Below are 24541 nucleotides of genomic sequence, written 5' to 3' on the forward strand. Positions count from 1 at the left end.
CATCAACCACCTCCGAGATCGCACTCGAAAGCAGCCTGGCCCGCACCCGCCTAAAGATCAATTACGCGAACAACGATCTTGGACGCGGCACTAGCACCCATTCGACTGCTCGCATCACGACACCGGACGTCAACCGTTCGTAATGAGCGAGCGGCCTCAAAGGAATCATTGAATAGACGTCGCGTCCAGAAAGGACACGCACGTTTATCGCCGCCGCATCGACCGGCCAGATATGGTCGTTAATTGCTATATCGAGGTTTCCCCGCCTCCTTCAGGTGATTTTCCGGTGTGAAAATAAATTCTGGTCACGCGCCGCCCGCAGCGGCGGCGTTCATCAGGTCCAGGGCGCTCTGCTGCCGGGCCGCGTCCGTCGAGTCCAGCGGGCCCGCCCAGTGGTAGCCGTACTGGTCGAGGGCGTTCCGGTCGTGGGCGTAGGCCGAGTCGGCCTGCCGGTTCAGGTACGCGGTGTAGGGGTGGTCGCCGAGGGCCTTGTTGAGCACGGCGAGCCCGCGCGCGTACACGCCCTTGAACGACGGGCCGTCGCCGCCACCGTTCGACTGGGGCTCGCCCGGGTCGGCGAGGATTCCGTTCGGGTTGAGGGCCGGGTTGGTCGTGGAGGCGTCGGCGAGCCGCCGCGCGTCGGTGAGCAGGCCGGAGTCGCTGGTGGCGCGGTACAGCTCGGCCAGGCCGTTCAGGATGACGCCCTGGTTGTAGGAGTAGACGGGCTGCCCGTTGTTCTTGCAGGTGGACAGGGTAAGACCGTCGTTGATCAGGTTCGCGGAGTTGATCATCCCGGAGGCCTTGAACCAGGACCATTCCTGCTTCGCGTGGTTCAGGTACGCGGTGTCGCCGGGGATCCGGTTGTGCAGGGCGGCGGTCAGCTGCAGATACAGCTCGTTGGCGATGGCGTTCTTGTAGTCCTTCTGGGTGCGCCACCAGACGCCGCCCCCGCACGTGCCGTCGGTGTAGGAGGTCATCCAGTCCGCGTCGGCGCGGGCGGTGTCCAGGTAGCGGGTGTCACCGGTCAGGTCGTAGGCGTCCACCCAGGCCAGGCCCCACCAGCCGGTGTCGTCGAGGTAGTCGTTGCGGAAGTTCCCGCCCTGCGCGGAGCGGTTGGCGTCGTACGTTGCGGCGATCGCGTACTGGTAGCTGCCCATTCCGGCGATCCGGACGTTATCGATGATCGCGGTCAGTGCGTTCGCCGAGTTCCACCAGTTGGTCGTGGTCCACAGCCCGGTGCCGTTGTCGTAGTACATCATCAGCGCGGTGGCCGCGGCGGTCGACCGGCTTCCGGCGTTCCAGGTCGTACGCGCCCACGGGGTGCAGGCGATCTCGGCGCGGTCGCCGGCCTTGCCGCAGGCGCGTACCGCGCCGACGCCCCGGTTGTTCCAGTCGTCGACGTTGTACATGAGCGTGCGCCAGCCGCGCTGGCCGCTGGGGACCGTGGTGTCGCCGAGTTTGCTGCCCTGGCTCCAGCTCCGGCCGCCGTCGAACGAACGGTCCAGCCACACCTCGTCGGCCGGGTTGCCGTTGTCGATGCTGCCCCAGGCCATGTCGTCGGCGTCGTCGAGGTGCAGGACGATCTGCCGCGAGTAGATGGTGGCCTGGACGGGAGCCCGGTCGCCGGCGGACAGGCCGGGGTCGCGGCCGTCGCAGTACTTGTCGCAGATGGACGCGGCGGCCGCGCTCGTCCCGGCCAGTGCGGGGATGCTGATAGCGACGAGTGAAGCGGTCGCCAGCAGGCGGACGAAGCGGCGGTTCGATGGTCGGGCGGGGCTCCGTGGGCCTGGAGCGGGGCGGGGGATCGACATGACCGACTATTGATCCGCACCTGTGGTCACGTCAATGGTCAATCCCAACGTTTCCTGCACGACGCCGTCCACGTCCGGATGGCCGGGCGACCGACATCGTCGCGCGCGAGTAGGGGCACACCGACCAGCCGAGGCGCGCAATGAAGCTATTTGATCGGCCCCTCCGCCTCTCTTTTCGCGCGACGGAAAATATTTGCCGAGGCATGATGATTCGCCGTACAGACCAGCACCATCCCAGCGAGGCATGCGGTGGGATCCGATGGTTTTCGGGATAACGCGGAAGGGTATTGCGTCTGGTAGCTCGATATATCCGGGGTCGTGGTTAATTCCGCCAACAAGAGGACATCGTGGGAATAATCGCTTTCTCAATACCACGGAGAATCCAACGCCGTCCCGTGCTCGCGCTCGCGGTGGCCGCTTTCACCCTCGGCCCCCAAGGTGCCGCGACGCCCACCGTCCATGCCTTCCCGCCTGAGAGCGACGTCATTGAGAGAGCCCCACAAGGCAACGTGGTGATCGAGTGGAACCGGACACTCCTCGCCATCGTGCGGTCTCCGCAGACGAAGCAGACTCACGTCCATCCGACCCGCAACTTCGCGATCATGAGCGCGGCCGTCTATGACTCGGTCAGCGCGATCAGCCGGGCTCACCCCACCTACGGCATCACCCTCACCGCACCACAGGATGCTTCACGCCCCGCCGCAGCGGCGGTGGCCGCGCACGACACCCTCGTCGCCTTGTACCCGGAACGGAAGGCCGAGTTCGACCGCCGGCTGACCGCTGATCTCGCCGCCATTCCCGCCGGCCGTGCGAAGCAGGAGGGCGTCCGGGTCGGTTCCCAAGCTGCGCACGGCATCCTCGCCCTACGTACACACGACGGCGCCGACGCCCCACCGCCTCCCTACACCACCACCGGCAAACCGGGCGACTACCGGCCGACCCCGCCGGGTCTCAAGCCACCGGAGTTCACCGGCTGGGGCAAGGTGACTCCATTCCTGCTCAGCACCGGCCACCAGTTCCGCCCAGCCGCACCCCCGGCACTGAGCAGCTCCGCCTATGCGGCCGCCATCAATGAGGTCAAAAGCGTCGGCGCCGCCCACAGCACGACGCGCACGGCGGAACAGACCACGCTCGCCAAGCTCTGGACCGCTCCGATCCAGAACTACTGGTACGACATCGCCCAACAGGTCGCCCTCGCTCGCCACAGTGACCTGGACCAGTCGGCTGACATGTTCGCGCTGCTGAACCTCACCATCGCCGACGCCACCATCGGCGTCTACGACGCCAAGTACACCTACCGGTTCTGGCGGCCGATCACCGCCGTCCGCCTTGCCGAGGGCAACCCGCAGATCAAGCGCGACCCCGCCTGGACCCCGCTCGTCCCGACCCCGCCCGACCCGTCCTACCCGGGCATGCACAGCGCGATCAGCACGGCGGCGGCGACGGTACTGACCGCCTTCTACGGCGACCGCAACGCCTTCACCCTCACGTCACCCGCTGCGCCCGGCGGCGCACCGCCCTACACCAATCGCTACACCGGCTTCAGCGCGACCGCGACCGAAGCCGGACTCAGCCGCATCTGGGGCGGCGTGCACACACCGCTGGATCACCAGGCCGGCAAAGGACTCGGCACAGCCATCGGCCGATACGCCCTGGGTCGTCTCAAACCCACCACGACCACGCCGGCTCCCCCACCCGGGAAGACCCCGTACGGCGGCCCGGCCAAGGGCCTCAGCGCCACGGCCCACGACGCCGAACTCGGCAAGATCATCACCGATGGCCGAGGAGACGTCGGGATCAGATGACCGGGAGCAGAACAAGGACGTCGAACCGGCCCGGCAGACGGCGACTGACGGCAGCCGCCGGGCTCGCGCTCGTCGTGGCGGCGGCTCTGTACGCGTTCGGCCGGACACACACGCCGAATTACGACAGCACTCTGTTCGGACGCCGCGGCAACGACGCGAACGCCCTCAAGGCCGAACTCGGCACCGCGCTGCTATGTCTGGCGTTCTTCCAGCTGATATTGGCGCTGTGGATGTACCGGCGGCTGCCCGGGGCCGGAGCCGCTCCACGCTGGGTACCGCTCGCCCATCGCCTCGGTGGAGCCGTTCTGTTCGTGCTCTCCCTGCCCATCGCCTACCACTGCATCACCGCGTACGGGGTACAGACTTACAGCGCCCGCGTCGCCCTGCACTCCATCGCCGGATGTTTCTTCTACGGCGCGTTCGCCACCAAGGTGCTTCTCGTCCGCAGCCGGTACCTGACCGCCTGGGCACTGCCGCTCGCCGGCGGCACCCTCTTCTCCCTTGTCGCGATCCTCTGGTTCTCAGGGGCGCTCTGGCAGCTGACCCGCTCTTAGGCCGTCAAATCGTCGCAAATGGGGATGCGCTCTGCATCGAGCACATCTCAGAGTGCCTCTGAATGCGACGAACGGCCCGAGGACGAGCATCCGAGTTAGGACAGCCCGATTGCCAGGTGCGGTTCGACCATCGGGCGAGCCACTACCGGGCCCCCGCACCCGACGACCATCACCGACGTGCTCGCCAAGCTGGACCGGGCGCGCCTGGATCTGGCGAGAACTTGATCCGCATCTTGCCGTTAGCCTATGCTTACCGTCGGTCAACTACGGGGTTACAAGTGTCGGCGACGGGGAGCGCGAGCCGAGGGCCGGGCATGCGGTCGCCAGGCCCGAGGAGGCTACGCAAATGAATGATGACCTTGCGAGCAGACTCCTATCGCTGACGGTCACCGCCACGTCTCCTGATGGACGGATAAGCGCCACTTTCGGCGTTCAAGGCGAGAAGATGGAACTCGCATTTCGTCCGGGTGAGTACCGGCACTACTCCGAGGCCTCGTTGGCGCAAGAGCTCTCTCGGCTGGCGATGCGTGTCACGGCCGGATATGTGCGGGCCCAGACGAGGCTCATCGACGCGGCGATCCCGGATGTCCTGCACGACGACGCCATCGAATACGGACTCGAGGACCGGGAGTTCCGCCGGAGCCTCGCCGGGATCAGGACGGCCGCCAGGTCGCCGGACGGGCGGATCGCGGTGGCCAGTCAAGCGCTCGCACGCTGGCGCGTGCGCATCTCGGACGGCACGATCCGAGGAGTGCCCGAGGACGCGTTCACGGCCGGCCTGTTCACCGCGTTCCGTGAGGTCCTGGCCCGTCATCAAGCCGAGGTGCGGAGGCTCAAGGACGAGCACTACGGCTCAGGCATCGACGACACCGCACGCCGCCGGACCGCTTCTCCGGAGCGGCGCACACCACGGTAGACACGATGGGAAGGCGGCGATCGTGGCCGACCACAGGGATCCGGTTCGCACTGCTGTGCCCGACCGTGCGATGGGCGGCCGAAGCGCTCGGTCGGCACGTCGCATCGTCGCGGTCGGCACACTGATCATGATGGCGACCGCCTGCATGTCCTCGCACCATCCCGGAGATCACCGTACGCCGCGCGCGCAGCCGTCGACGCACGGATCGTCGTGTGAGGTGCAGGTCGCCGAGTCGGCGGTCACGCGCAAGGACCACTACTCGGCCGGCGCGCGGGACCAGCAAAACGACCTGTTCCTCGCCAGTGCGATCCTCGAGAATCCGTGCCGGCGAACCGCGACCAATGTCAGGTTCGTCGTGTCGGCGTTGGACGACCAGGGACACGAGCTGATGTCCGCGGGCCGACCGGTCCAGGCCCACTTCACCATTTCGCTCATCATGCCGGGTCAGCGGGCCGCCGGCTGGACCTACTTCAACCGCCAGGAGGCGCCCGATGGGGTCGCGAGTTTGAAGGTTCAACTGGACACCGCGCCGCTCGGGGGCGAAGTCTGCTGGATCGACCCCTCTACCTCGGGCTACCAGACGGCCGCCCGTGCCACCGACGTCACGGTCGGGAAGCGCGATACCAGTCGAACATCGGCGAACGGCCTGGCCGGCCTGTCCTTCAAGGTGACGTGGAGTCCCGCCGCGTCTTCGCCTGGAAAACGCGGCGCCTCCGTGGTCTTCCGGGACTCGTCCGGGCGGCTGCTCAATGCGAACGGCCAGAGCATCGGCGCTCACCTGAAGCCCGCTCAGCGGGTGCGCTTCGACGCATGGGTTCCGGAGAACGCCGACCCGTCGCGGACCGACGTCCTCCTGGATCCCGAACCGGTGACGCCCGGCCAGCCGTTCTACAGCCCGTCGTCGTCCTGCCTGCCGAGTTCGTGACGGGCGGCATCCGGCGATCCCATCACCCGATCCAGCGCACCGACAGGAACCGAGGGCGCAATGACAGACTCCTTCGTCGTAGACCTGAACCAGTTGCTGGCCGCCGGCAGGGTCACCCTGCCGCACCTGGCCTGGACGTACGCCACGTTGAACAATCGCGTGGCCGACACATCCGGCTTCGACAACGCGGCGTTCACTCCCTGCCCCGCGACCGGAGGGGGGCAGGACGAGCTTCGCGCGCCGTGGACCGCGCTGCGCAACCGACTCCAGGATGTCCTCGGCCGGTCGGCCAAGAGCTTCGAGGAGGCGGGCACCGCCATCCTCCACATCGCCGCCAATTACGAGGCCGCGGAAGCCGACACCGCGGCGAAGGTCCGGGAGGCGTGGCGCGGTGGAGCACCCGACGCCGTCATCAGCATTCCTGACGACAGGGTACTGCCCGCGCCGCCGCCCCGCGTGATCATGACCCAGAAGTGACGGAGGCTACGGCGTGTCATATCACCATGCTGACGAGATGAGCGCGTGCGGCCGGCAGGTGCTGGCGGCCGCGCTCAAGGCGATCCGGCACAACTACAGCGCCACCCTCGACTCGTACAAGGGGCAGGCCGAGATGAACGAGGTCAACACCGAGTACGCGGACGTCCCTCAGCTGTTCGCCTCATACGGCATGACCGACCCGGCAAGCTGCCAGTCGGCGGTCGATGACCTGTTCAGCGTCGCCGACAATCTCGACCCCACGAACGCGGTAAGAGTGGATCCGCGGAGCGGGGACCCCGGCAAACAGCTCATGAGCCCGCTGCCCAAGCACACCGGAGGATGGACCGACCGCCTAGCGATCGCGGAGCGTACGAGGGACATCGGCGCCCATCTCCAGGAGTGGCACGGTGAGGCGCGGACTCAGTTCGACACGTTCTTCGTGAACCACATCGACACCGCGGTCCCGCTGCAGGCCGCGCTGGCCAGGTCGCTCGCGCTCATCCTGCAGGCCCATCAGGAGGTCCGGGCCCGCGCGAACGCCGACGTCTGGGAGATCGGCCAGAAGACCATCCAGGCGCTTCACGCGGAGCTGGCGATGTGCAACTGCTCCCCGTCCACCGTCACGGCGACCATCACCGTCGGCACGGCCGCCGCGTCGGTGCTGACCGCCGGTGGTGCGCTCGCGGCGGCGATGGCCGCCTTCTCGTTCGCCAATGCAATAACCAATGCCTCGATAGCGGGGTCACGCGAAGACAAGGCGAAGGTTTCGGGCGCGACCCCGTTGGCGATTCTCGCCAACATGCGGACTGCGATCGGCAAGGTCAAGCAGGCGATAGCCGATCAGGAGCGCACTCTGGCCTCGCTGACGAACACGCTGGCGGACAACGTCTCCAGCGTCGGGGAGCGCATGGAGATCCCCTCGCCGAACGACGCTCCCGGTTTCCGGACGGCAGTCCAGAATCCCGACAGCCCACGCGGATTCCAGCCCACCTCGCGGTGACGCCACTCGACTCCCGGCCCCCAGAAACGCGGACGCTTCCCAGCTCGGGTCAGGCGGCCGGCGTGAGGGTCACGGTGGCGGACTTGGTCTGGGGTCCGGAGGTGACCGTGACCGTCACCGTGCCGGGGCGTACGGCGGTCAGGGTGCCGGTGGCCGGGTCGAGGATCGCCAGGACGTCGCGGCGGTGGCGGGCGGCCTTGGCCTCCTTCGGGGACGAGGTCACCATCAGGCCCGGGCCGCCGCTCCACGTCACGCTGGCCGGGTAGCGGAGCGGGAACTTCAGCCCGAAGCCGCTCGTCACGCCGGTCGCGGCGACCTGCCCCGACCCGCCGGCGGGCACCTGCTCGGGCGCGGACAGCTCGATGCCGTCGATGAGCGGGCGGCTCTCGGCCTCCAGCCAGCCGCGTGCGCCGGGATTCGGCAGACCGGCCCGTACACGCGCAGGGTGCGGGTCGACGCCGACGCGCATCCAGCCGAAGAAGCCGCCCTGGTCCGGTGAGCTGTACGGGGTCTTGCCGACGGCCGGGGTGTTCACCTCGAGCACGCCGTCCGCGCGGGTGACGGCGGCCGTGTGGGCGTGGCCGTTGAACAGCGCGACCGGCTTGCCGGACTCCTCCCTGAACGTCGCCAGCCAGCGTTCGACGAGACCTGCCTCGAGCTGGTCGGTGAGCTGGGAGTCACCGGCGCCGGACGGGTCGTGCGGCGGGTGGTGGAAGAGCACGGCGACGCCCGTGACGGAGCGGTCGGTGGCGGCCTTGTTGAGCTCGTCCTGGAGCGCGGGGATCTGGTCCCAGTCGGACGTACGCAGGCTGCCGGTGTGGGAGTCGAGCAGGATGAACCGCGTGCCCTTGTGGTCGAACACCTGCCGGGTCTTGCGGCCGGTCGCGCTGACGAAGTTGTCCAATCCGCCCGATCCCAGGCCGGCCTCGTGGTTGCCCGGCACCCAGTACACCGGCAGCGTCGCCGGGACGTGGTCCTTCAGCAACTGGTTGGCGAACGCGAAGTCCGCCGGGCTGTCGCTGTCGACGAAGTCGCCGTTGACGAGGATGAAGTCGGGCTTGGCGGCGACGGCCTGGTCGAGGGCGGCGGCCGCCTGCTTGGCGGGGAAGGAGCCGGCGCCCGCGGCGGCGCTGACGTGCAGGTCGGACATGATGGCGTACGTCCAGCGGTCGGCGCCGACGCCGCGCTGCTGCAGGACGTACGGATCAGAGGCGGGTGCCTCGCGGTCGTCGGGCTGCTGGCCGACCTGGGCGGCGAGGGCGTCGAACTCCAGTTCCCCGGCGTCCTTCTTGTCCTGCGCGGTCTCGACGACGTAGATGTTCAGCAGCGTGATCGGCGTGGCGAACCCGGCGGGCAGGGTGCCGCTGACGCGCCGCCAGCCGGTCCAGTCGACGCTGAGCGCGAACGTGAACGGCACGTTGGTGGTGCCCTGGGAGCGGAGGGTCGCGCGCAGCCAGTGCTCCTTGCCGTCTCCCTTCACCCACAGGGCGAGGCCGCTCGCGCCGCTCGGCAGGGTTAGCGGGGTCGGCTGGACGACGGCGTAGCCCGCGGAGGTGCTGGGCTGGCCGGTGAAGTCGTACGTGAGGCGCAGCGCGTGGTTGCCGGAGGGCGCGCCGGGGCGGTCGGCGGCCTCCACGGTGGCGACCTTGGCGGTGCCGCGGGCGGCCGACGCGCTCCACGTCTCGTCCGGCTCGAACTCGGCGAGGGACTTGTCGATGAGGCCGACCGACACGGGGAGTTTCGCGGTGACGCCGCGGACGGTCGCGGTCAGGGTCGTGCCGGTGCCGTTCGCGCCGGGCCTACCGGTGACCTTCAGGTTTCCGTCCGGTTCGACGGTGACGTCGATGGCGCCCCGGTCATAGCCGAGGGTCACGTCGCGCGGGGCGATGGGCGCGCTGAAGCCGTCGGCGTCGTACCCGGTGAGCCCGACGTCCATCGGCGTGCCGGGCGTCAGGGTGGCGGCGCGCCGGGTGAAGGCGAGCCGGTGCAGCGGGCCGAGGACGCGCAGGTCGTGGTCGCCGCGCGCGGACCCGGCGAAGGCCCGCAGCCGGCCGGAGCCCGGGGCGAGGGCGTGGAAGACGCCGCCGCTCACCCGGCCGAGCGGCCCGGCACTCCAGGAGACGTGGCGCCCGCCGATGGGCACCGCCGCGTACGTCTCGTCGTACCCGGCGGCCGTGACGTCGCGGGTCAGGCCGGGGAAGACGCGGTCGGCGCGCGGCCGTACGTCCAGCCCTTGCAGCGTGCCGGAGCCCTTGCGGCTGAACAGGCCGACGCCGTTCGGCACGGGCCGCTCGCTGCCGTCGGAGGGGGTGTTGACGACGCTGACGCCCGCGTCGCCGGGGCGGCGGGCGACGGCCTCGGTGGAGCCTCCGCCGTCGAGCATGTACGCGTCGCCGGCGCCGAGGCGGGCCATCAGCCGGGCCGTGTCGTCGAAGCTCAGTCCGGTGGAGAAGCTCGACGACCCGTCGACGGCGACGAGAAGGAGGCGGCGGCCGCCGTCGCTCCAGCCGATGGCGGTGCGGGGCTTGAGCGCGTCGTTGCCGGTGCTCGGCGGGAAGTCGATCGCCTTGCCGTCGCGGACGAGCACGGCGCCGCTGCCGAGCGCCATCTTCAGCTTCGTGTTCGGGGCGAACGAGATCGCCGCCGCGTCGCCCGGCTTGGCGGTGGCGAGTTGTGCGGCGGCGGCGCCGCGGCCGAGGAGGACGAGGCCGTCGTCGGGGACGGGGGTTGTGGTGAGGTGGTCGTTGACCGCGGTCACCTTGCCGCCCGCGACGATGAGCTCGGTGTACGGGCCGGGGTCGCGGATGAGGGTGCGCAGGCCCGGCCCCCACTGCGGGGTGAAGGCGTCGATGCCGTCGGCGGGCGCGCTCGCGGAGTTGAGCGCGGCGAGGGGACGTTCGACGCCGGCGACGGTGGCCGTGCCCTGGATGGCCAGGTCGGCGAGGCGGGCGAGGCCGTCGGTGCCGATGGCCGCGACGGTCGACGGCTGGTTCGTGCCCTTGCGGAGGGCGCCGCCCTGGATCTCGGGGCCGATGGCTGCGTTGGTCTCGGTGATGTCGAAGTAGTCGCCGTTGACGGCGGCGACCGCGCGCTGCTCGTCGGCGGCCTGCCCGAGCGGCCGGGCCTCGCTGACCTTGCGGCCGACCAGGTCGACGCCGACCGAGTGGTTCCGCAGGTCGGCGCTGAGCACGTGGACGCGCGTCCAGCCCGTACGGCCGAAGGTGTCGAAGGTGGTACGGACGATCCCCGGGGCCACCGGCTGGTCGACCCGGTCGGCCTCGATCGACTCGCCGGGCACGGCGGTCTGGTAGGAGGGTGCCGGGACGGGCGGCGGCTGCTCCGCCCGCGCCGGAACGCTCCAAGCGGGTGCGCCGAGAACGCCCAGGGCAAGGGCGCCCGCGGCCAGCAGGGATCGAACGCGCATCGAGTCCTCCGTGGGGGTGCCGCAGGAGGCTAGCGTGCCGGGCGAATGATCACTAACACCGATTTTGACCGGTCGTGGTCGAGCGGATGAACATCTCCCGCGTCACCGGAGGGGTCGCGGAAAACGACGAGCCGAGGACCGTCTCACCCGGTGCAGAGCCGGCCGCTCAGGGTCTCGTGCGACCAGCGCTCCCACTGCTCCGGCGACCAGCCGCGGTCGCGAACGAAGAGCAGATAAAGCTCCGGGCTGAGCAGGCCGAACAGCAGGTCGGCGGCGTACTCCGCCGTGACCTCGTCCCGGATCCCCGGTTTCGTCACCAGTGCCCGGGCGGCCGCCGTGTGGACGGTCGATCTCGGGTCGACGTCCTGGTCCCATAGCTCGGCGATCCCCGGATCGGCCAAGGTGGCGGCACGCAGCATCTCGATGATCGGAGCCACTCGCTCCAGGATCCCGCGCGTGGCGTGGACATGAAGCCGTAGCTGGGCGTCGGCGGTCTCGGAGGCGAGGGCCTCCTGGAACCACGGACGGTCCATCGTCGCGACCGGCTCGTGGTCACCCGCGATCGACACGTCGACCAGCTCTTTGAGCAGCACGCGCTTGTTGCCGAACGTGAAGTAGATCGTCTGCACGGCGACGCCGGCCCGGTCGGCGATCTCCTGGAGCGACGTCGCGCCGTACCCACTCTGGACGAACAGCTCGCGTGCGGCCTCCAGCATGCGCCCCCGCGTCTCCTTGGCCTTCCGTGCCCGCTTGTCCTCGCCCTTGACCTGACTCATCGCTATAGCTTATCTCTAGATATCAACTCTAGAGTTCAACTCTAGTGACGGCGTCGACCGGGCGCGTCACCGACGGCACAGGAGGAACCCCCATGCAGGCCATGACCAACGTCCGGCAAGCGGAAGCGTGGAACGGCTGGGAAGGCGCCAACTGGGCACGGAACGCCGCCCGTTACGACGCGATGGTCGCGGCCTTCAACGACGCGCTGTTCCGAGCCGCCGCGATCGATGAGGACGACCGCGTCCTCGACATCGGCTGCGGTACAGGCCAGATCACGCTCGTGGCGGCGCGCCGCGCGTCCCGCGGGCACGTCGTCGGCGTCGACATCTCGGCGCCGATGCTGGAACGTGCCCGGGCCGACGCGGCGGAGCAGGGCATCGCCAATGTCAGGTTCGAGCTGGGGGACGCCCAGGTCCATCACTTCCCCGACGGCGGCTTCGACGCCGCGATCAGCCGCGGCGGGGTGATGTTCTTCGACGACCTGGTCGCCGCGTTCGCCAACATCCGGCGAGGGCTGCGGCCGGACGGGCGGCTCGCGTTCGTGGGTCCGCAGGGCAGCACCCCCGACAGTGCGTACGCCCGTGCCACCGCAGCGCTGAGGCCGCTGATGCGCGGGCCGTCGCCCGCCGCGCGGGGGATGGGCTCCCTGGTGGACCCGGCCCGCATCCACGAGGTGCTCGGTGCGGCCGGATTCGCGGACGTGAGCGTCACCGGGGTCGAGGCGCTGATGGACTACGGCCGCGACGCCACCGACGCGGCGGAGTTCATCCTCGGCCAGGGACCGGTCCGCTTCAACCTGGAAGAGGTCGAGCCGGCCGTCATCGAAAGGACGCGCGAAGAACTGCGAGCCGGACTCTCGGCGTACGAGACCGCAGAGGGCATCCGCATCCCCGGCGCCGTCTGGCTGGTCAGCGCCGTCCGCCCCTGAGCGTCCGGCATGACACGCCCGGTCGACCGAGCGGCCCACCCTCCCCTACCTTCTCCCACCACACAAGATCGACGTCCGATACGATCCCGTTTGCCGGGCCGCAGAGTGATTCTGCGGAGCCGCCCCTTTTCGGACTGACCTCCCTTTGATGTCCGGCCGATCCACGGCGCGCCACTTTCCCCTATTTCCGGGGATCCGTTATTGGTCTGACGCCGTCGAAGATCCTGGCCGGTATCCGAATTGGACACGGCACCGGCACGGGAACGTGAGGAGATTGCATGAGGTCGTTCGGTCGGCGGGTGCTGCCGGTGGGATCTGTGGCGGCACTCATCCTGGCGGGCGGAGGTCTGACGAGCACGGCGAACGCCGCGCCAGCGCCTCCGCCGGGCGCGAACCTCGTCGCCAAGCCGGGCGCGCGGGCGATGGCCCCGCAGGTCACCACGACGGCGGCGGCCGCCGCTCCAGCGTCGGCGAAGCTGTCCCTGAAGGGGCAGTATCAGAAGACCAACATGAACTGCGTGCCGACGTCGTCGTCGATGAGCCTGTCGACGTTCGGCGTCAGCGTGAGCCAGGAGACCCTGGCCAAGAAGATGGGCACCAGCCCCACCAAGGGCACGACGGGCGCTCAGGCGCGGCCGGTGCTCAACTCCTACGCCGACCCGCTCGGCTACTCGTACGGCTTCGCGGACGCCTCCACCGCCTCCAGCCTGATGGCGAAGGTGTCCTACGACGTCGGCGTGCTCAAGCGGGCCCCCGTCCTCGGGGTGTGGATGGAGAAGCTGCCGTGGAACTCCAAGATGAGCGGCAGCAAGGTCGGTCACGCCATCGTCGCGTACGGCTACAACCGCACCGCCGGGACGATCACCGTCTTCGACCCGTGGAAGTCCACCGGCGGGACGCACACCCTCTCGGCCAAGAGCCTCGCCGCGGACATGCAGTCGTACGGGTTGTTCCTGATCACGGCCCGTACCGACGTGGGCCTGTCGACGCTGGGCAACCAGACCGGCGACAGCACGGCCGACGCCGTGGCGGTCGACCAGGCGACCGGGAAGCTGTGGCTGTACCCCGGTCCGAAGTTCGCCGCGTCCGGGCGGAAGCTGATCGGCAGCAGCGGCTGGAACGGCATGACCCAGCTCACCGGCATCGGCGACCTGACCGGAGACGGTAGGGCCGACCTCGTCGCCGTCCGCAAGAGCGACGGCACCCTGTGGGTCTACCCCGGCGCGACGAACGCCGTCGGCACGCCGGTCAAGATCGGCAACAGCGGCTGGAACGGCATGACCCAGCTCACCGGCATGGGAGACCTCACCGGAGACGGTAGGGCCGACCTCATCGCCGTGAGCAAGAGCGACGGCGCCCTATGGCTCTACCCCGGCAAGGTGAAGGGCCTGGGCGGCCGCGTGCAGCTGCGGGCGAGCGGCTGGACCGGCATGGAGAAGCTGACCGGCGTCACCGACATCACCGGAGACGGCAAGCCCGACCTCATCGCGGTGCGCAAGTCCGACGGCACCCTCTGGGTCTACCCGGGCGGAACCCGTTCCCTCGGGACGGCCAAGCAGCTGGGCTCCGGCTGGGGCGGCATCCGCTCGCTGACGCTGACCGGGGACATCACCGGCGACGGTGCCTCCGACCTGGTGGGCGTCGAGGCGAGCACCGGAATCATGTTCGTCTACCCGGGCCGTGCGACCGGGTACGCCGCCCGGCAGCAGCTGACGACCGGATGGAACGGCTCGGCCGGCTGAGCATCACCCGTCGGCACGCGCGTCGTGCGCGGCCGGGAGGAACGGGCGCGGTACCGCGAGGTGCCGCGCCCGTTCCCGTACACGGCCACCGACGACCGCGGGGCACATCAGAGACGCTTCACGAAGGCCGGGACGGCTCAAAGCCGCCAGGACGCCGGTCTAGGAGTCGAACTCGGCGACGAGCTCGAAACGACCTCCTGCCCGTGCTCCGGCGGTGAGCCGCCCCCCGGTGCGTTCGGCCAGGCCGGTCAGCCCCGATCCGCCGGGGCCCGGGCTCGGAGTCGCGGTTGTGGGTTCGGCGGCTCCGTCGTTGACGACGCGCAGCCGGACCGTGTCGCCCGCCGGGGTGACGGTGATGAGGCAGGTGCGGGCGGCGCTGTGTCGTACGACGTTGGTGACCGCCTCGCGCAACACCGCGGCGACCGCGGCCTCCACCTCGGGCGGCAGCGTGCCGGTCTCGACGGTGGCGGCGGCCTGTATCCCGGCGGCCTCCAGGACCGCGTGCGCTGCGGTCAGCTCCTGGTCAAGGCGCAGCCCGACGACCGCGTGGGCCACTGATTCGAGTTCGGTCAGTGCGCGCTCGACCAGGTCGGGCAGGGCGGCCAGCTCGGTGCGGGCGCGGGTCGGGTCGGTCTCCATCAGCCGCTCGCACAGCTCTCCCCTGAGCACCACCGCCGACAGGCTGAAGGACAGCAGGTCGTGCAGGTCGCGGGCGATGCGGGTGCGCTCGCGGATGAGGGCTTCGCGGGTCAGGTCCCGCTCGGCCTGGCGCAGCAGGACCACCAGGTTCGACAGCCGGATCAGGCCGTAGGAGACCCAGGTGAGGACGGCCAGGTTCACCAGGAACCCCGCCACCCCCGCCAGGTTGGGCCCCTGCGGCAGGGAGAAGAGGAGCACGATGTACAGCGCCACCGCCACACCGGTGATCACCAGAGAGCGTGGTGGCCGCATGCGGATGAGCACCAGGCCCAGGAAGAAGGACCACAGGTTGGAGATGCCGCTGAGTTCCATGACCAGGTAGCTGAACGGCATGGCGGGGACACCTACCAGCACACCGAGGAGGATCATCTGCTTGCGTGACGGCTTCATCAGCAGCAGAACCACCCCGGCCGCGCACATCAACGGCACCAGCAGCAGCAGTGTCCATGGCCGGATCATGGCCGCGCTGACCCATTGGAGCGACACATCACAGACGAACACCGCGGCCAGTGTGAGGCGCGCCACCCTCGGCGACTCGATCGGCGCCGGCAGAGTGGGCGAGACGCGGTAGTCGGCGGCCGTCGCACGGATGTGAGTCAGTGCCTGCCGGACGGTCTCAACGGCCGCGCCGAGCCGGTCCCGCGCGATCTTCGGCTCGGCGTCGACGGCTTGTGTCAGCTGCGCCAGGACGGCCCGCAGGTGAGCGCCGACGACCGTGCGCAGTTCGCCGTCGACTCGTAGCCGTTCGCGCAGCAGTTCCAGGCGCGCCAGATCCCCACGGGCCGCGTCGAGCCTGGCCACCATCACCACCAGGGCGTACAGCCCGAAGATGATCAGACCGTCATCGGCGGTCTTCAGCATCCTCATGCTCGCCGACAGCGCGTCGTCGCCGGCCCGCAGTCCGGCCACGTTCGTGGCGACCAGGATGAGCGCGAACAGCGGCCAGGCCACCCTTCCCCGGAAGAAGCACAGCGCCGCGACCGCCAGCGGCCAGGGCATCCAGTCCCAGTGCGTGCCCACGACGGCGAACGGCACCGCGTACAGCATCACCAGGGCCGCCAGCAGGCTGCCCCGAACCCGGCGGCGATGCGGCCCGGCCAGCAGCGCCACCAGCGGTGGATAGGGAGCCATCGTGACGAACGCGACCGACCACGACAGCCCTTCCTCCAACGCCGACAGCAGCCGGATGGCCATGATCAGGCCGAGCGCGGTCCACATCATCAGCCGCACCAACCGCAACTGCGAATCCCCGGTGCCGCCCGAACCGTCGACTACCGGATCGTTCTCCACCGCCGCAGCAACCGAGATCCCCAGCACCCGCGTCCCCTATGACCCCTGACATCACAGAATGTCGGCAAAGTTCACATTAATGGCGCGCGACCTCCCCGTACCACCTGCTCTTCGCCACCTCCCCCAGGCGTCGTCGGGCTCCTGCCGCCGAGATACTGTTCGGCGTGATCAGGATTCTGCTTGCCGAGGACGTGGCGCTGCTGCGTTCGGCGCTGGTGGAACTGCTGTCCATGGAAGACGACCTCCAGGTGGTCGCGGAGCTTGCCTCTGGCGCGCTCATCGTGCCCACCGCGTTGGAAGTCCGGCCTGACGTGGCCGTGCTCGACATCGACCTGCCCGAGGTGGACGGCCTGGCCGCCGCCGAACGGCTCCGCGAACGGCTGCCCGGCTGCCAGGTGCTGATCCTCACCGGTCTCAACCGGCCGGGCCAGCTCCGGCGGGCACTCGCCGCTCAGGTCGCGGGGTTCTTGCCCAAGGACGTACGGCCCGCCGAGCTGGCGGGTGCGATCAGGACCGTCGCCTCAGGCGGCCGGGTGCTGGACCCGGCGCTCACGGCCGCCGCCCTGGAAGCGCCGGCAAGCCCCCTGTCGCAACGGGAGACGATGGTCCTGCGCATGTCGGCCACGGGCGCCTCCCCCGTAGAGATCGCCGAACAGCTCTTCCTCACCCCGGGGACCGTCCGCAACTACCTCACGTCGGGGATAGCGAAACTGGACGCCCGGAACCGCGTCGACGCCATCAGGATCGCTACCGAGGCGGGCTGGATCTGAGGCCGGAGGCCACCGCCGGCAGGAGGTGGTTGGGAGGCCGCCTGTCCGGGGTCCCTATGAAAAATTCACACCTCGACAGATGACACACACGCTATCGAGCCACCTGCCGGATCTGTGAATCTTCTCCGCAGTAAGCCGCGCGGCACATGGAAGCACCATTTGTGCACGCCCGAGCGTAAGGGGATTCGTGATGCCGATAGAGAAGGTCGAGTTCAGCAGCGACGGGTACCGGCTGGCCGGTGACCTCTACCTGCCCGAGCCTGGGGCCGAGCGGGGAGCGGTGGTGCTGACCGGGCCGTTCTCCGGGGTGAAGGAACAAGTCACCGGCTACTACGCGGATTGGTTCGCGCGGCGCGGATACGTCGCCCTGGCCTTCGACCACCGCAACTGGGGTGACAGCGAGGGTGAACCGCGCCAGCACGAAGACGCCTCCGCGAAGGTGTCCGACCTGCGGAACGCGATCGGCTTCCTGGCAGTCCGGCCGGAGGTCGACTCGGAGAAGATCGCGCTGTGCGGGGTGTGCCTGGGCGGGATCTACGCGATCCAGCTCGCCGCATTCGACCCCCGGGTCAAGGCCGTCGCGCTGATCGCGGCCGCCTACAACAACCCCAAGCTGATCCATGACCGCTTCGGCGCGGAGAACTTCGCGGCGCTGATGGCCCAGTTCGCGCAGATAGCGCAGCGGCAGTCCGACACCGGTGAGATCGAGTACTGGCCCGCGGTCAACCCCGAAGGCATGCCCGCCGGGAACCCCGGCCCGGAGCCGTTCGAGTACTACGGGACCGAACGCGGGACCTGGCCCGGGTGGAAGAACCGCTGCACCGCGCTGTCGGTCCTGCAGGAGCTGACGCTGGACGTCGACTCCTACCTTCCGCTGGTCACTGCTCCCCTGTTGATCGTGCACGGCCGCGGCGACCAGGCCATTCCCGTGGCCGACGCCGAGGCCGCCTTCACGGCGGCGCCCGAACCCAAGGAACTGCTGCTACTCGACACCGGCAACCACATCGAGTTGTACGACGACGACCGTTACGTACTGCCGGCCATCGACCGGGCCGTGTCCTTCTTCGAAAAGAGCATGTGATGCGTTACCGACTGCTCGGCCGCACCGGGCTACGGGTCTCCGAAGCGTTCCTGGGCACGATGACCTTCGGACAGGACTGGGGATGGGGCGCCTCAGTCGAGGAGTGCCGCAAGATGTTCACTGCCTACGCCGAAGCGGGCGGAAACGTGATCGACACCGCCAACCGGTACACCGAGGGCAGCAGCGAACAGATCGTCGGGGAGCTTCTCGGCTCCGACCGCGATCGCTTCGTCCTGTCCACGAAGTACACCGTGACCATGGACGGCACCGACCCGAACGCCGGCGGCAACCACCGCAAGAACCTGGTCCGCTCGGTCGAGGCCAGCCTGCAACGGCTCGGCACCGACTACATCGACCTGCTGTGGGCGCACATCTGGGACCCCAACACGCCGATCGAGGAGACGATGCGGGCTCTGGACGATCTCGTACGGGCGGGCAAGGTGCTGTACATCGGGATCTCCGACGCGCCTGCCTGGGTCGTCGCCCGTGCGAACACCATCGCGGAGTTCCGCGGGTGGACGCCGTTCGCCGGTCTCCAGCTGCCCTACAGCCTCCTCAAGCGCGACATCGAGCGGGAACTGCTGCCGATGGCCGCGGCTCTGGAACTGTCGGTGGCCGCGTGGTCGCCGCTGGCCGCCGGCGTCCTTGCGGGTAAGTTCACCCGGGCCGGCGCCGACGGTCCCTCCCGGGTCGACCGGGCCACCGTCTCCGAACGCGACCTGGCCATCGCGCGGACGGTGGACGCCGTGGCCGACGAACTCGGGGTGTCCTCATCGCAGGTCGCCATCGCGTGGACGCGAGCGCACCGGCCCTGGGTCCACCCGATCCTCGGCGCCCGCAACCTGGAGCAGCTGACCGACAACCTCGCCGCGGTCGATCTGGAACTGCCCGAAGAGGCGGTGACCCGGTTGGATGAGGCCGGCGCGATCGAACTGGGCTTCCCCGTGGAGTTCATCGCGGACACCACCGACTTCGTCTACGGGCCCAGCGGAAAGCAGGTCGACGGAAGGAGCCTCCTGTGAGGTCTGTTCGTCGTGCCTTCCTGACCAGGGGCCGCCTACTCTCCGCAACCGCCGCAGTCGGTGCCGTCCTGGCCACCGCGCCCGCCGCAGGCGGGTATGCCGACGGCTGCGACCAGGCCTGCCAGATCGACTGGGCCTGGGCGGCCCAGCGGCAGAACACCCTGCCGCGCACCGCCTTCTACGATGCGCCCCACCCACTGCCGTGGGCGCCGAGCGGAACCCTGATCCGCGCGGAGACCACCTCCGACTACGTGGTGGAGAACAAGCCGGTCAAGGCCGTCCGGGTGCTGTACCACTCCCGTACCTCCCGGGGCCGCGATGTGGCGGTCTCCGGCGTCGTGCTGGTGCCGCTGGACCGCCCGCGCCCGGTGGGCGGCTGGCGTGTCGTGGTCGACGCACACGGGGCCAGCGGCATTGGTGTCGACTGTGCGCCGTCGCTGATGCGCGACCTCTACCACGGCAACCAGATGGTCCGCTTCCTGGAGCAGGGTTACGTCGTCGTCGCCCCGGACTACGCGGGTCTGGGGACGACCGGTCGCCCGGAACTGGTGAACAAGACCGCCGAGGCCGAGGACGTCGCCGGGGCGGTGCGGTCCGCGCGCCAGGCCGTGCCCGGCCTGGCGCGCGGCTGGGTGCTATGGGGGCACTCCCAGGGCGGTGGCGCGGCACTGGGCTTCGCCGAACGCCAGCTGGAGCGCCCGGAGCCGGGCTACCGTGGGGCTGTCGTCACCTCGCCCGCCGCCGATCTGCCCACGCTCGCCGCCCACGTCGCCACGACCGTCCCGTACGGCGGATTCGCTCCGCTGCTGGCCCAGGGCGCCGCCTACAGCAACCCGAAGATCGATGTCGGACGGCTGCTGACCCCAGCCGCCCTGACCCGCCTGAACACCGCCCGGAGCGGGTGCCTGGGCGTGACCACTGCGGTGTACGCGGATCTGACCGGGTCGGCGCTGGTCCAGCCGGGTTACGCCGGCGACCCGCGCTTCACCCGATACCTGCGCGACAACAGCCTCGGCCACGAACGAGTCGCCGGCCCGGTGCTGTTCCTGCAAGGAGGCGCGGACACCGTCACCCCCGCGTCGGTCAACGCCAAGGTCGCCGCCGGACTCCGCCGCGCGGGCTCCCAGATCACCTACCGCGTCTACGACGGCCTGGAGCACGACACTTACGGAGCTGCGACCGGCATCGACGACGGCGCGATGCCCGACATCCTCGCCTGGGTCAAGTCCCGCTTCGCCACCCGCTGAAGCCGGCTCCTCGTTGGCGTGACGGGCGCGGTGCCGCAAGGCGCCGCGCCCGTTCCCGTCCCTGAAGGCCGCGACCGCCGGACGCTACTTACCAGGCGAATTTCTGGCGCAGGACACTAGCGCGCAATTAGCAGTGGTCTGCCGGGTGGCCGCGATCAACGCAGACCAGGGTGTATCCTTTGTCGGAGAACTTTTTCTTTCCATGAGTCTTGCCGTGGGTATCCATATTCACCCGGCGATAATCATCTTCGCAAATACCTCTTGAACACGACTGCTTGTACCAGACGGTCTGCGCGGTGATCTTCTTTCCCTTCGCGCAATGGTTGTTGAAGTAGACGACGGTGTTATCACCGTGGTACATCCAGCTGAAGTTCACCCTGGCATTACCGCCGAAACCCTTACCGCACTTGACGCTGCCCCGTCCGTCCGTGGCAGCCTGCGCGCTCGGCGCGGCCAGCATCGACAGGGCGAATCCGGCCGCCGCGGTGACCGCGGCGAATTTGATGCTACGCATGGGTTCCTTCCTGAAATACCAGCGGGTAGAGATGCCACGTCGGGAGAACCAGGGCGCAATTGACGAGACCCTGGAATGCATAGTGTTCCCAGATCGCCACCCTAGGTCAATATCAATGGCCTACATGGGCAGAGTTTGGGCGCATGGAACCAACTATTAAAACCCGATCCAGGTCCGCAAGCCCAACTCCATTAGGCCTGCAGACCCATCGGTCACCGAGAACTGCGGCCGCCCCTGAAGTGATCCGCCCGGCGTGTGCGGAGGGCCGCTCGGACGTTGAAGGTGGCGGCCGATCTGCGGGTCGATGCCAGCGGGTGGGCAAGTGGCGGCGCCGGTTCGTGGCCAAGCGCCTGGACGGCTTGCTGGACGAGCAGCGGCCGGGCCGGCCCGCTCCCGCCCCCGCCTGGCCGGACACGGGAACAGAACGATCTTCACATTCGTTGCACCTTGACTAGCGGTCATTGTCCGCGGCGGCACGTGTATGGAATCGAGGGAGTCCGTGATGGACGACGAGGAGGTCCCGGTCCACGACCTGCGTACGGACCGGCCGACCCCGGCCCGGATGTATGACTACTACCTCGGCGGCAAGGACAATTTCTCCGTCGACCGGGACGCGGCCGAGCAGGTCCTGGCCGCCGCCCCCGAGGTGCGTGTGCTGGCGCGGGAGAACCGCGCGTTCCTCGGCCGGGCCGTGCGCTTCCTCGCGGGTGAGGCGGGCATCCGGCAGTTCATCGACGTCGGCACCGGGCTGCCGACCCAGGGCAACGTGCACGAGGTCGCGCAGACCGTCGCGCCCGGCTCCCGCGTCGTCTACATCGACAACGACCCGATCGTGCGCGCCCACGCGAAGGCGCTGCTGCCCGACGACGGCACCACCGCCGTGGTCGAGGCCGACATGCGCGACCCCGGCCCGATCCTCGACCACCCGGACACACGCCGACTGATCCGGTTCGACGAGCCGGTCGCCGTCCTGTTCATGTCGGTGCTGCACTTCATCGCCGACGCGGACGACCCGTACGGCCTCGTCGCGGCGTTCCGGGACGTGTCCGTGCCGGGCAGCTACCTGGCGCTGTCCCACATCACGCCGCCGGACCGCAACGCCGACGGCGCGGAGTCGGCCGCGGACGTCTACAAGAAGCGCGCCACCTCCCCGGCCATTCTCCGCTCGCCCAAGGAGATCGAAACGCTCTTCGACGGATACGACCTGGTCGAGCCCGGCCTGGTCAACCTCCCGAAGTGGCGGCCCGACGACCCGGACGCCGTACGCGACGCCGAGTCCATCTGGATGCTCGGCGCCACCGGCCGCAAACGCTGAGCCCCGCTGGAAGAACCAGCTCAGGCGATCGGGGTGCCGTTCTCCAGCAGGACGGGTGTGCCCGCGGCCACCGCTTCCAGGCAGGCGGCGATCCGGCGTGCCAGGCGCGCATTGGCGAGCTCGCCCACGCGCTCAGGCTGGACGAACGCGTACGAGGCCAGCTCCTCGGCGGGCAGCCGGATCGCCGCGACTTCGCGGTCGGACATCACCCCGCCGTCGTAGACGAGCATCAGCCCCTCGGACAGTTCAGGCCGAGACGGCACCCAATCGATGGCCAGGATCCGCTGGATAGGCCAGTCCAGCCCGAGTTCTTCGGCCACTTCTCGGCGGCACGCCGCGTGCGGGGATTCCTCCTTCTCGACGATGCCGCCTGGAATCTCCCACGTGGGCTTGTACGTCGGTTCGACCAGCAGCACTCGCCCGGCCGTGTCGCGGAACAACGCGCCGGCGCCCATGCGCTTGCGCGGCAGAGACGCCGCGAACTGTTCAGGCAGGGGCGCCGGACGAGGAGAGTTCACTCGGCGAGGCTACCGAGGCCATCGCCTGTGCGTCGGCCGAAACGCTGCGGCCCCGGGGCGTCTCGGAAGAGCCGCCGGGCACCCGGCACCGCCGGGCGCGGGTGCTGAGCCCGTGCCCGGCGGCCGCACGGGTTCAGCCGCGGCCCGGCGGCAGGGTCTTGTGCGGGGTGACCTTGGGGAGCGTGTTGGTCCACTCGGCGGCGAGGACCGTGACGCGGTGGTACGAGGCGCCCATGGTGGTGTCCACGCTGCGGACCAGGGACGTCTCCGGGTCGAAGACGAGCCGCTGCTCGTCCGCGGTGCCACCGTTGATCAGCAGGCCGCGTCCGCCCTTGACCACGCCAGTGCTCTTGACGTCGGGCAGCGCGGCGAGCGCCCGGTAGGCCGCGGCGCGGACCCTCGGCGGCGCCGGAAACTCGTACAGCAACTCGATCAGCGTCCTCGGGACGTACGTCCGCTCGGCGCCGAGGGGGACCCGGCCGGTCTTCGACCGCTTGATGGAGTCATCGATCCACGCCCGCAGGCCGTCGGCGGTGGTCGGCAGGCCCTGGAGCTGTGCGGACGTCAGCTTGGTGAAGGCGACCTGGAAGGCGGCCGGTGAAGCGGGGCCGTCGTCCGTGAGGACCCTGCCGTTCCATCCATCCCACCGCATCCCGTCGCGCCGGGTCCAGGTCTCCAGGACTCCGCGCACGGGCTTCGACGTGGACTTCTTGTTCTCATCGATCGTCTTGACGTGCCAGTACACCCCGGATCCCGCCGGGCGGGCCTCCGCCGTCCTGGCGGCGGCGAGCAGGATCTGCCGGCTGGACAGCTCGGCCGGGGGGCTGTTCGGGGTCGCGGTGGGCGCCGTGGTGCCCGACGTCGTGACGACGACGGCCGCCGCCGCGGCCGCGGCGGTCAGCCCGAGCATGGCCGCCAGGACACGCGGCCGGCGCCTGCGGGATACCGGGCCGCGCATCCGGTTCAGCAACCGGTGCCGGCCCCGGTCGACCGCCTCGCGGGACATCTCCGGCGCCGCCAGCGTGGTGGCGAGCATCTGCAGGTCATCCATGGAACGACTCCTTCTTGAGCACTTTCTGGAGCTTCATACGGGCGCGGCTGAGCCGGGAGCCGACCGTGCCCTTGGAGATGCCGAGCGCCTCGGCCACCTCCTCGTAGCTGAGCTGGGCGAGCGCCACCAGCAGCAGGACGTCGCGCTCGCCCCGGGACAGTCCGGCGAGGGCTTTGGCGAGCTGCGGCTGCATCCGCTGCGCGGTCACCGACGCGGCGACCCGGCCGTCGTGGGATTCGGCGGCGCGCTCGCGGCCCATGCGGCCCAGCGCCTGGTAGTGACGGGCCTCCTTGCGCCGATGTTGGGCCACCAGGTGCGTGGCGATGCCGAACAGCCAGGGCCGCAGATTGCCGCGCGCAGGGTCGAACCGGTCGCGCCGGTCGAACGCCACGCAGAACGTCTCGGCGGCCACGTCCTCGGCCGACTGCGCGTCCAGCCGCCCGGCCGCGTACCGGTGGATGTCCTGCACGTAGCGGTCGTACACGGCGGTGAAGGAGTCGGGGTCCCGGGTGAAGCGGGCGGCGAGCTCGGCGTCGGACGCCTGCTCCCCCACGTCGGCGGTCACCTTCTCGTCTCTCTCATGCGGCTTCCCTCCGGTGGAGCGGTCAACGATCACCCGTACTCCGTCGCACGCGCGAATCGTCTTCCGAAGCGCGGTATGGCCTGTACAGGACG

The 24541-nt window shown here is 69.5% G+C and carries 21 protein-coding genes; 13 read left to right on the forward strand and 8 right to left on the reverse strand.

Going from position 1 to position 24541, the window contains the following annotated elements:
• Positions 1–305: 305 nt before the first annotated feature.
• Positions 306–1811: a glycoside hydrolase family 76 protein gene (locus AB0I04_RS44230; protein WP_360898911.1), complete on the reverse strand. Its 1506-nt coding sequence runs from the start codon at positions 1809–1811 to the stop codon at positions 306–308.
• A 512-nt stretch (positions 1812–2323) separates the two neighbouring features.
• Here AB0I04_RS44230 and AB0I04_RS44235 point away from each other — a divergent pair.
• From AB0I04_RS44235 to AB0I04_RS44260, 6 genes are all read left to right on the forward strand, one after another.
• A complete protein-coding gene (locus AB0I04_RS44235) occupies positions 2324–3616 on the forward strand; it encodes a vanadium-dependent haloperoxidase (protein WP_360898914.1) in 1293 nt (430 codons plus the stop codon).
• Positions 3613–4170 carry a DUF6529 family protein gene (locus AB0I04_RS44240; protein ID WP_360898916.1) on the forward strand — a complete coding sequence of 186 codons (558 nt, stop codon included), beginning with the start codon at positions 3613–3615 and terminating at the stop codon, positions 4168–4170. The genes AB0I04_RS44235 and AB0I04_RS44240 overlap by 4 nt, the downstream gene beginning before the upstream one ends.
• Positions 4171–4615: 445 nt before the next feature.
• Positions 4616–5086: a hypothetical protein gene (locus tag AB0I04_RS44245; protein WP_360898919.1), complete on the forward strand. Its 471-nt coding sequence runs from the start codon at positions 4616–4618 to the stop codon at positions 5084–5086.
• 22 nt (positions 5087–5108) lie between these two features.
• Positions 5109–6011, forward strand: coding sequence for a hypothetical protein (locus tag AB0I04_RS44250; RefSeq protein WP_360898922.1), 903 nt, complete (start codon positions 5109–5111; stop codon positions 6009–6011).
• Positions 6012–6071: 60 nt separating this feature from the next.
• A complete protein-coding gene (locus tag AB0I04_RS44255) occupies positions 6072–6488 on the forward strand; it encodes a hypothetical protein (RefSeq protein WP_360898925.1) in 417 nt (138 codons plus the stop codon).
• Positions 6489–6525: 37 nt separating this feature from the next.
• Complete coding sequence (locus AB0I04_RS44260; RefSeq protein ID WP_360898928.1) at positions 6526–7488, forward strand: hypothetical protein; 963 nt, start codon at positions 6526–6528, stop codon at positions 7486–7488.
• A gap of 49 nt (positions 7489–7537) precedes the next feature.
• On the opposite strand, the gene AB0I04_RS44265 is transcribed toward AB0I04_RS44260, so the two are convergent.
• Both AB0I04_RS44265 and AB0I04_RS44270 read right to left on the reverse strand, forming a co-directional pair.
• Positions 7538–10912: a phosphodiester glycosidase family protein gene (locus AB0I04_RS44265; RefSeq protein WP_360898931.1), complete on the reverse strand. Its 3375-nt coding sequence runs from the start codon at positions 10910–10912 to the stop codon at positions 7538–7540.
• 143 nt (positions 10913–11055) lie between these two features.
• Positions 11056–11688, reverse strand: a complete 633-nt coding sequence (locus AB0I04_RS44270) for a helix-turn-helix domain-containing protein (RefSeq protein WP_360898934.1) — start codon at positions 11686–11688, stop codon at positions 11056–11058.
• A 92-nt stretch (positions 11689–11780) separates the two neighbouring features.
• Between AB0I04_RS44270 and AB0I04_RS44275 the strand changes: the two genes are divergently transcribed.
• Both AB0I04_RS44275 and AB0I04_RS44280 read left to right on the forward strand, forming a co-directional pair.
• Complete coding sequence (locus AB0I04_RS44275; RefSeq protein ID WP_360898937.1) at positions 11781–12617, forward strand: class I SAM-dependent methyltransferase; 837 nt, start codon at positions 11781–11783, stop codon at positions 12615–12617.
• 278 nt (positions 12618–12895) lie between these two features.
• Positions 12896–14359, forward strand: a complete 1464-nt coding sequence (locus AB0I04_RS44280; RefSeq protein ID WP_360898940.1) for an FG-GAP-like repeat-containing protein — start codon at positions 12896–12898, stop codon at positions 14357–14359.
• A 159-nt stretch (positions 14360–14518) separates the two neighbouring features.
• On the opposite strand, the gene AB0I04_RS44285 is transcribed toward AB0I04_RS44280, so the two are convergent.
• Positions 14519–16375, reverse strand: a complete 1857-nt coding sequence (locus AB0I04_RS44285) for a histidine kinase (RefSeq protein WP_360898943.1) — start codon at positions 16373–16375, stop codon at positions 14519–14521.
• Positions 16376–16512: 137 nt separating this feature from the next.
• On the opposite strand from AB0I04_RS44285, the gene AB0I04_RS44290 reads away from it, so the two are divergent.
• The 4 genes from AB0I04_RS44290 to AB0I04_RS44305 all read left to right on the forward strand — a co-directional run bounded on the left by AB0I04_RS44290 (position 16513) and on the right by AB0I04_RS44305 (position 20468).
• The gene (locus AB0I04_RS44290) at positions 16513–17118 is read left to right on the forward strand and encodes a response regulator transcription factor (protein WP_360898946.1); all 606 of its coding nucleotides are present in this window, start codon (positions 16513–16515) and stop codon (positions 17116–17118) included.
• 190 nt (positions 17119–17308) lie between these two features.
• Positions 17309–18199 carry an alpha/beta hydrolase gene (locus AB0I04_RS44295; protein WP_360898949.1) on the forward strand — a complete coding sequence of 297 codons (891 nt, stop codon included), beginning with the start codon at positions 17309–17311 and terminating at the stop codon, positions 18197–18199.
• Positions 18199–19221: an aldo/keto reductase gene (locus tag AB0I04_RS44300; protein ID WP_360898952.1), complete on the forward strand. Its 1023-nt coding sequence runs from the start codon at positions 18199–18201 to the stop codon at positions 19219–19221. The genes AB0I04_RS44295 and AB0I04_RS44300 overlap by 1 nt, the downstream gene beginning before the upstream one ends.
• Positions 19218–20468 carry a lipase family protein gene (locus AB0I04_RS44305; protein ID WP_360898955.1) on the forward strand — a complete coding sequence of 417 codons (1251 nt, stop codon included), beginning with the start codon at positions 19218–19220 and terminating at the stop codon, positions 20466–20468. Before AB0I04_RS44300 ends, AB0I04_RS44305 begins: the two co-directional genes overlap by 4 nt.
• Before the next feature lie 127 nt (positions 20469–20595).
• Here AB0I04_RS44305 and AB0I04_RS44310 read toward each other — a convergent pair whose 3' ends face one another.
• The gene (locus tag AB0I04_RS44310; protein ID WP_360898958.1) at positions 20596–20982 is read right to left on the reverse strand and encodes a hypothetical protein; all 387 of its coding nucleotides are present in this window, start codon (positions 20980–20982) and stop codon (positions 20596–20598) included.
• A gap of 502 nt (positions 20983–21484) precedes the next feature.
• Here AB0I04_RS44310 and AB0I04_RS44315 point away from each other — a divergent pair.
• Positions 21485–22297, forward strand: coding sequence for an SAM-dependent methyltransferase (locus tag AB0I04_RS44315; RefSeq protein WP_360898961.1), 813 nt, complete (start codon positions 21485–21487; stop codon positions 22295–22297).
• 20 nt (positions 22298–22317) lie between these two features.
• On the opposite strand, the gene AB0I04_RS44320 is transcribed toward AB0I04_RS44315, so the two are convergent.
• From AB0I04_RS44320 to AB0I04_RS44330, 3 genes are all read right to left on the reverse strand, one after another.
• Complete coding sequence (locus tag AB0I04_RS44320) at positions 22318–22815, reverse strand: NUDIX hydrolase (RefSeq protein WP_360898964.1); 498 nt, start codon at positions 22813–22815, stop codon at positions 22318–22320.
• A gap of 133 nt (positions 22816–22948) precedes the next feature.
• The gene (locus AB0I04_RS44325) at positions 22949–23866 is read right to left on the reverse strand and encodes a CU044_5270 family protein (RefSeq protein WP_360898967.1); all 918 of its coding nucleotides are present in this window, start codon (positions 23864–23866) and stop codon (positions 22949–22951) included.
• Positions 23859–24482: an RNA polymerase sigma factor gene (locus AB0I04_RS44330; RefSeq protein WP_360898970.1), complete on the reverse strand. Its 624-nt coding sequence runs from the start codon at positions 24480–24482 to the stop codon at positions 23859–23861. Before AB0I04_RS44330 ends, AB0I04_RS44325 begins: the two co-directional genes overlap by 8 nt.
• Positions 24483–24541 lie beyond the last annotated feature (59 nt).

It is taken from the genome of Actinoallomurus sp. NPDC050550 (genome assembly GCF_040655075.1).
In the GTDB taxonomy this organism is placed as follows: Bacteria; Actinomycetota; Actinomycetes; order Streptosporangiales; family Streptosporangiaceae; genus Actinoallomurus.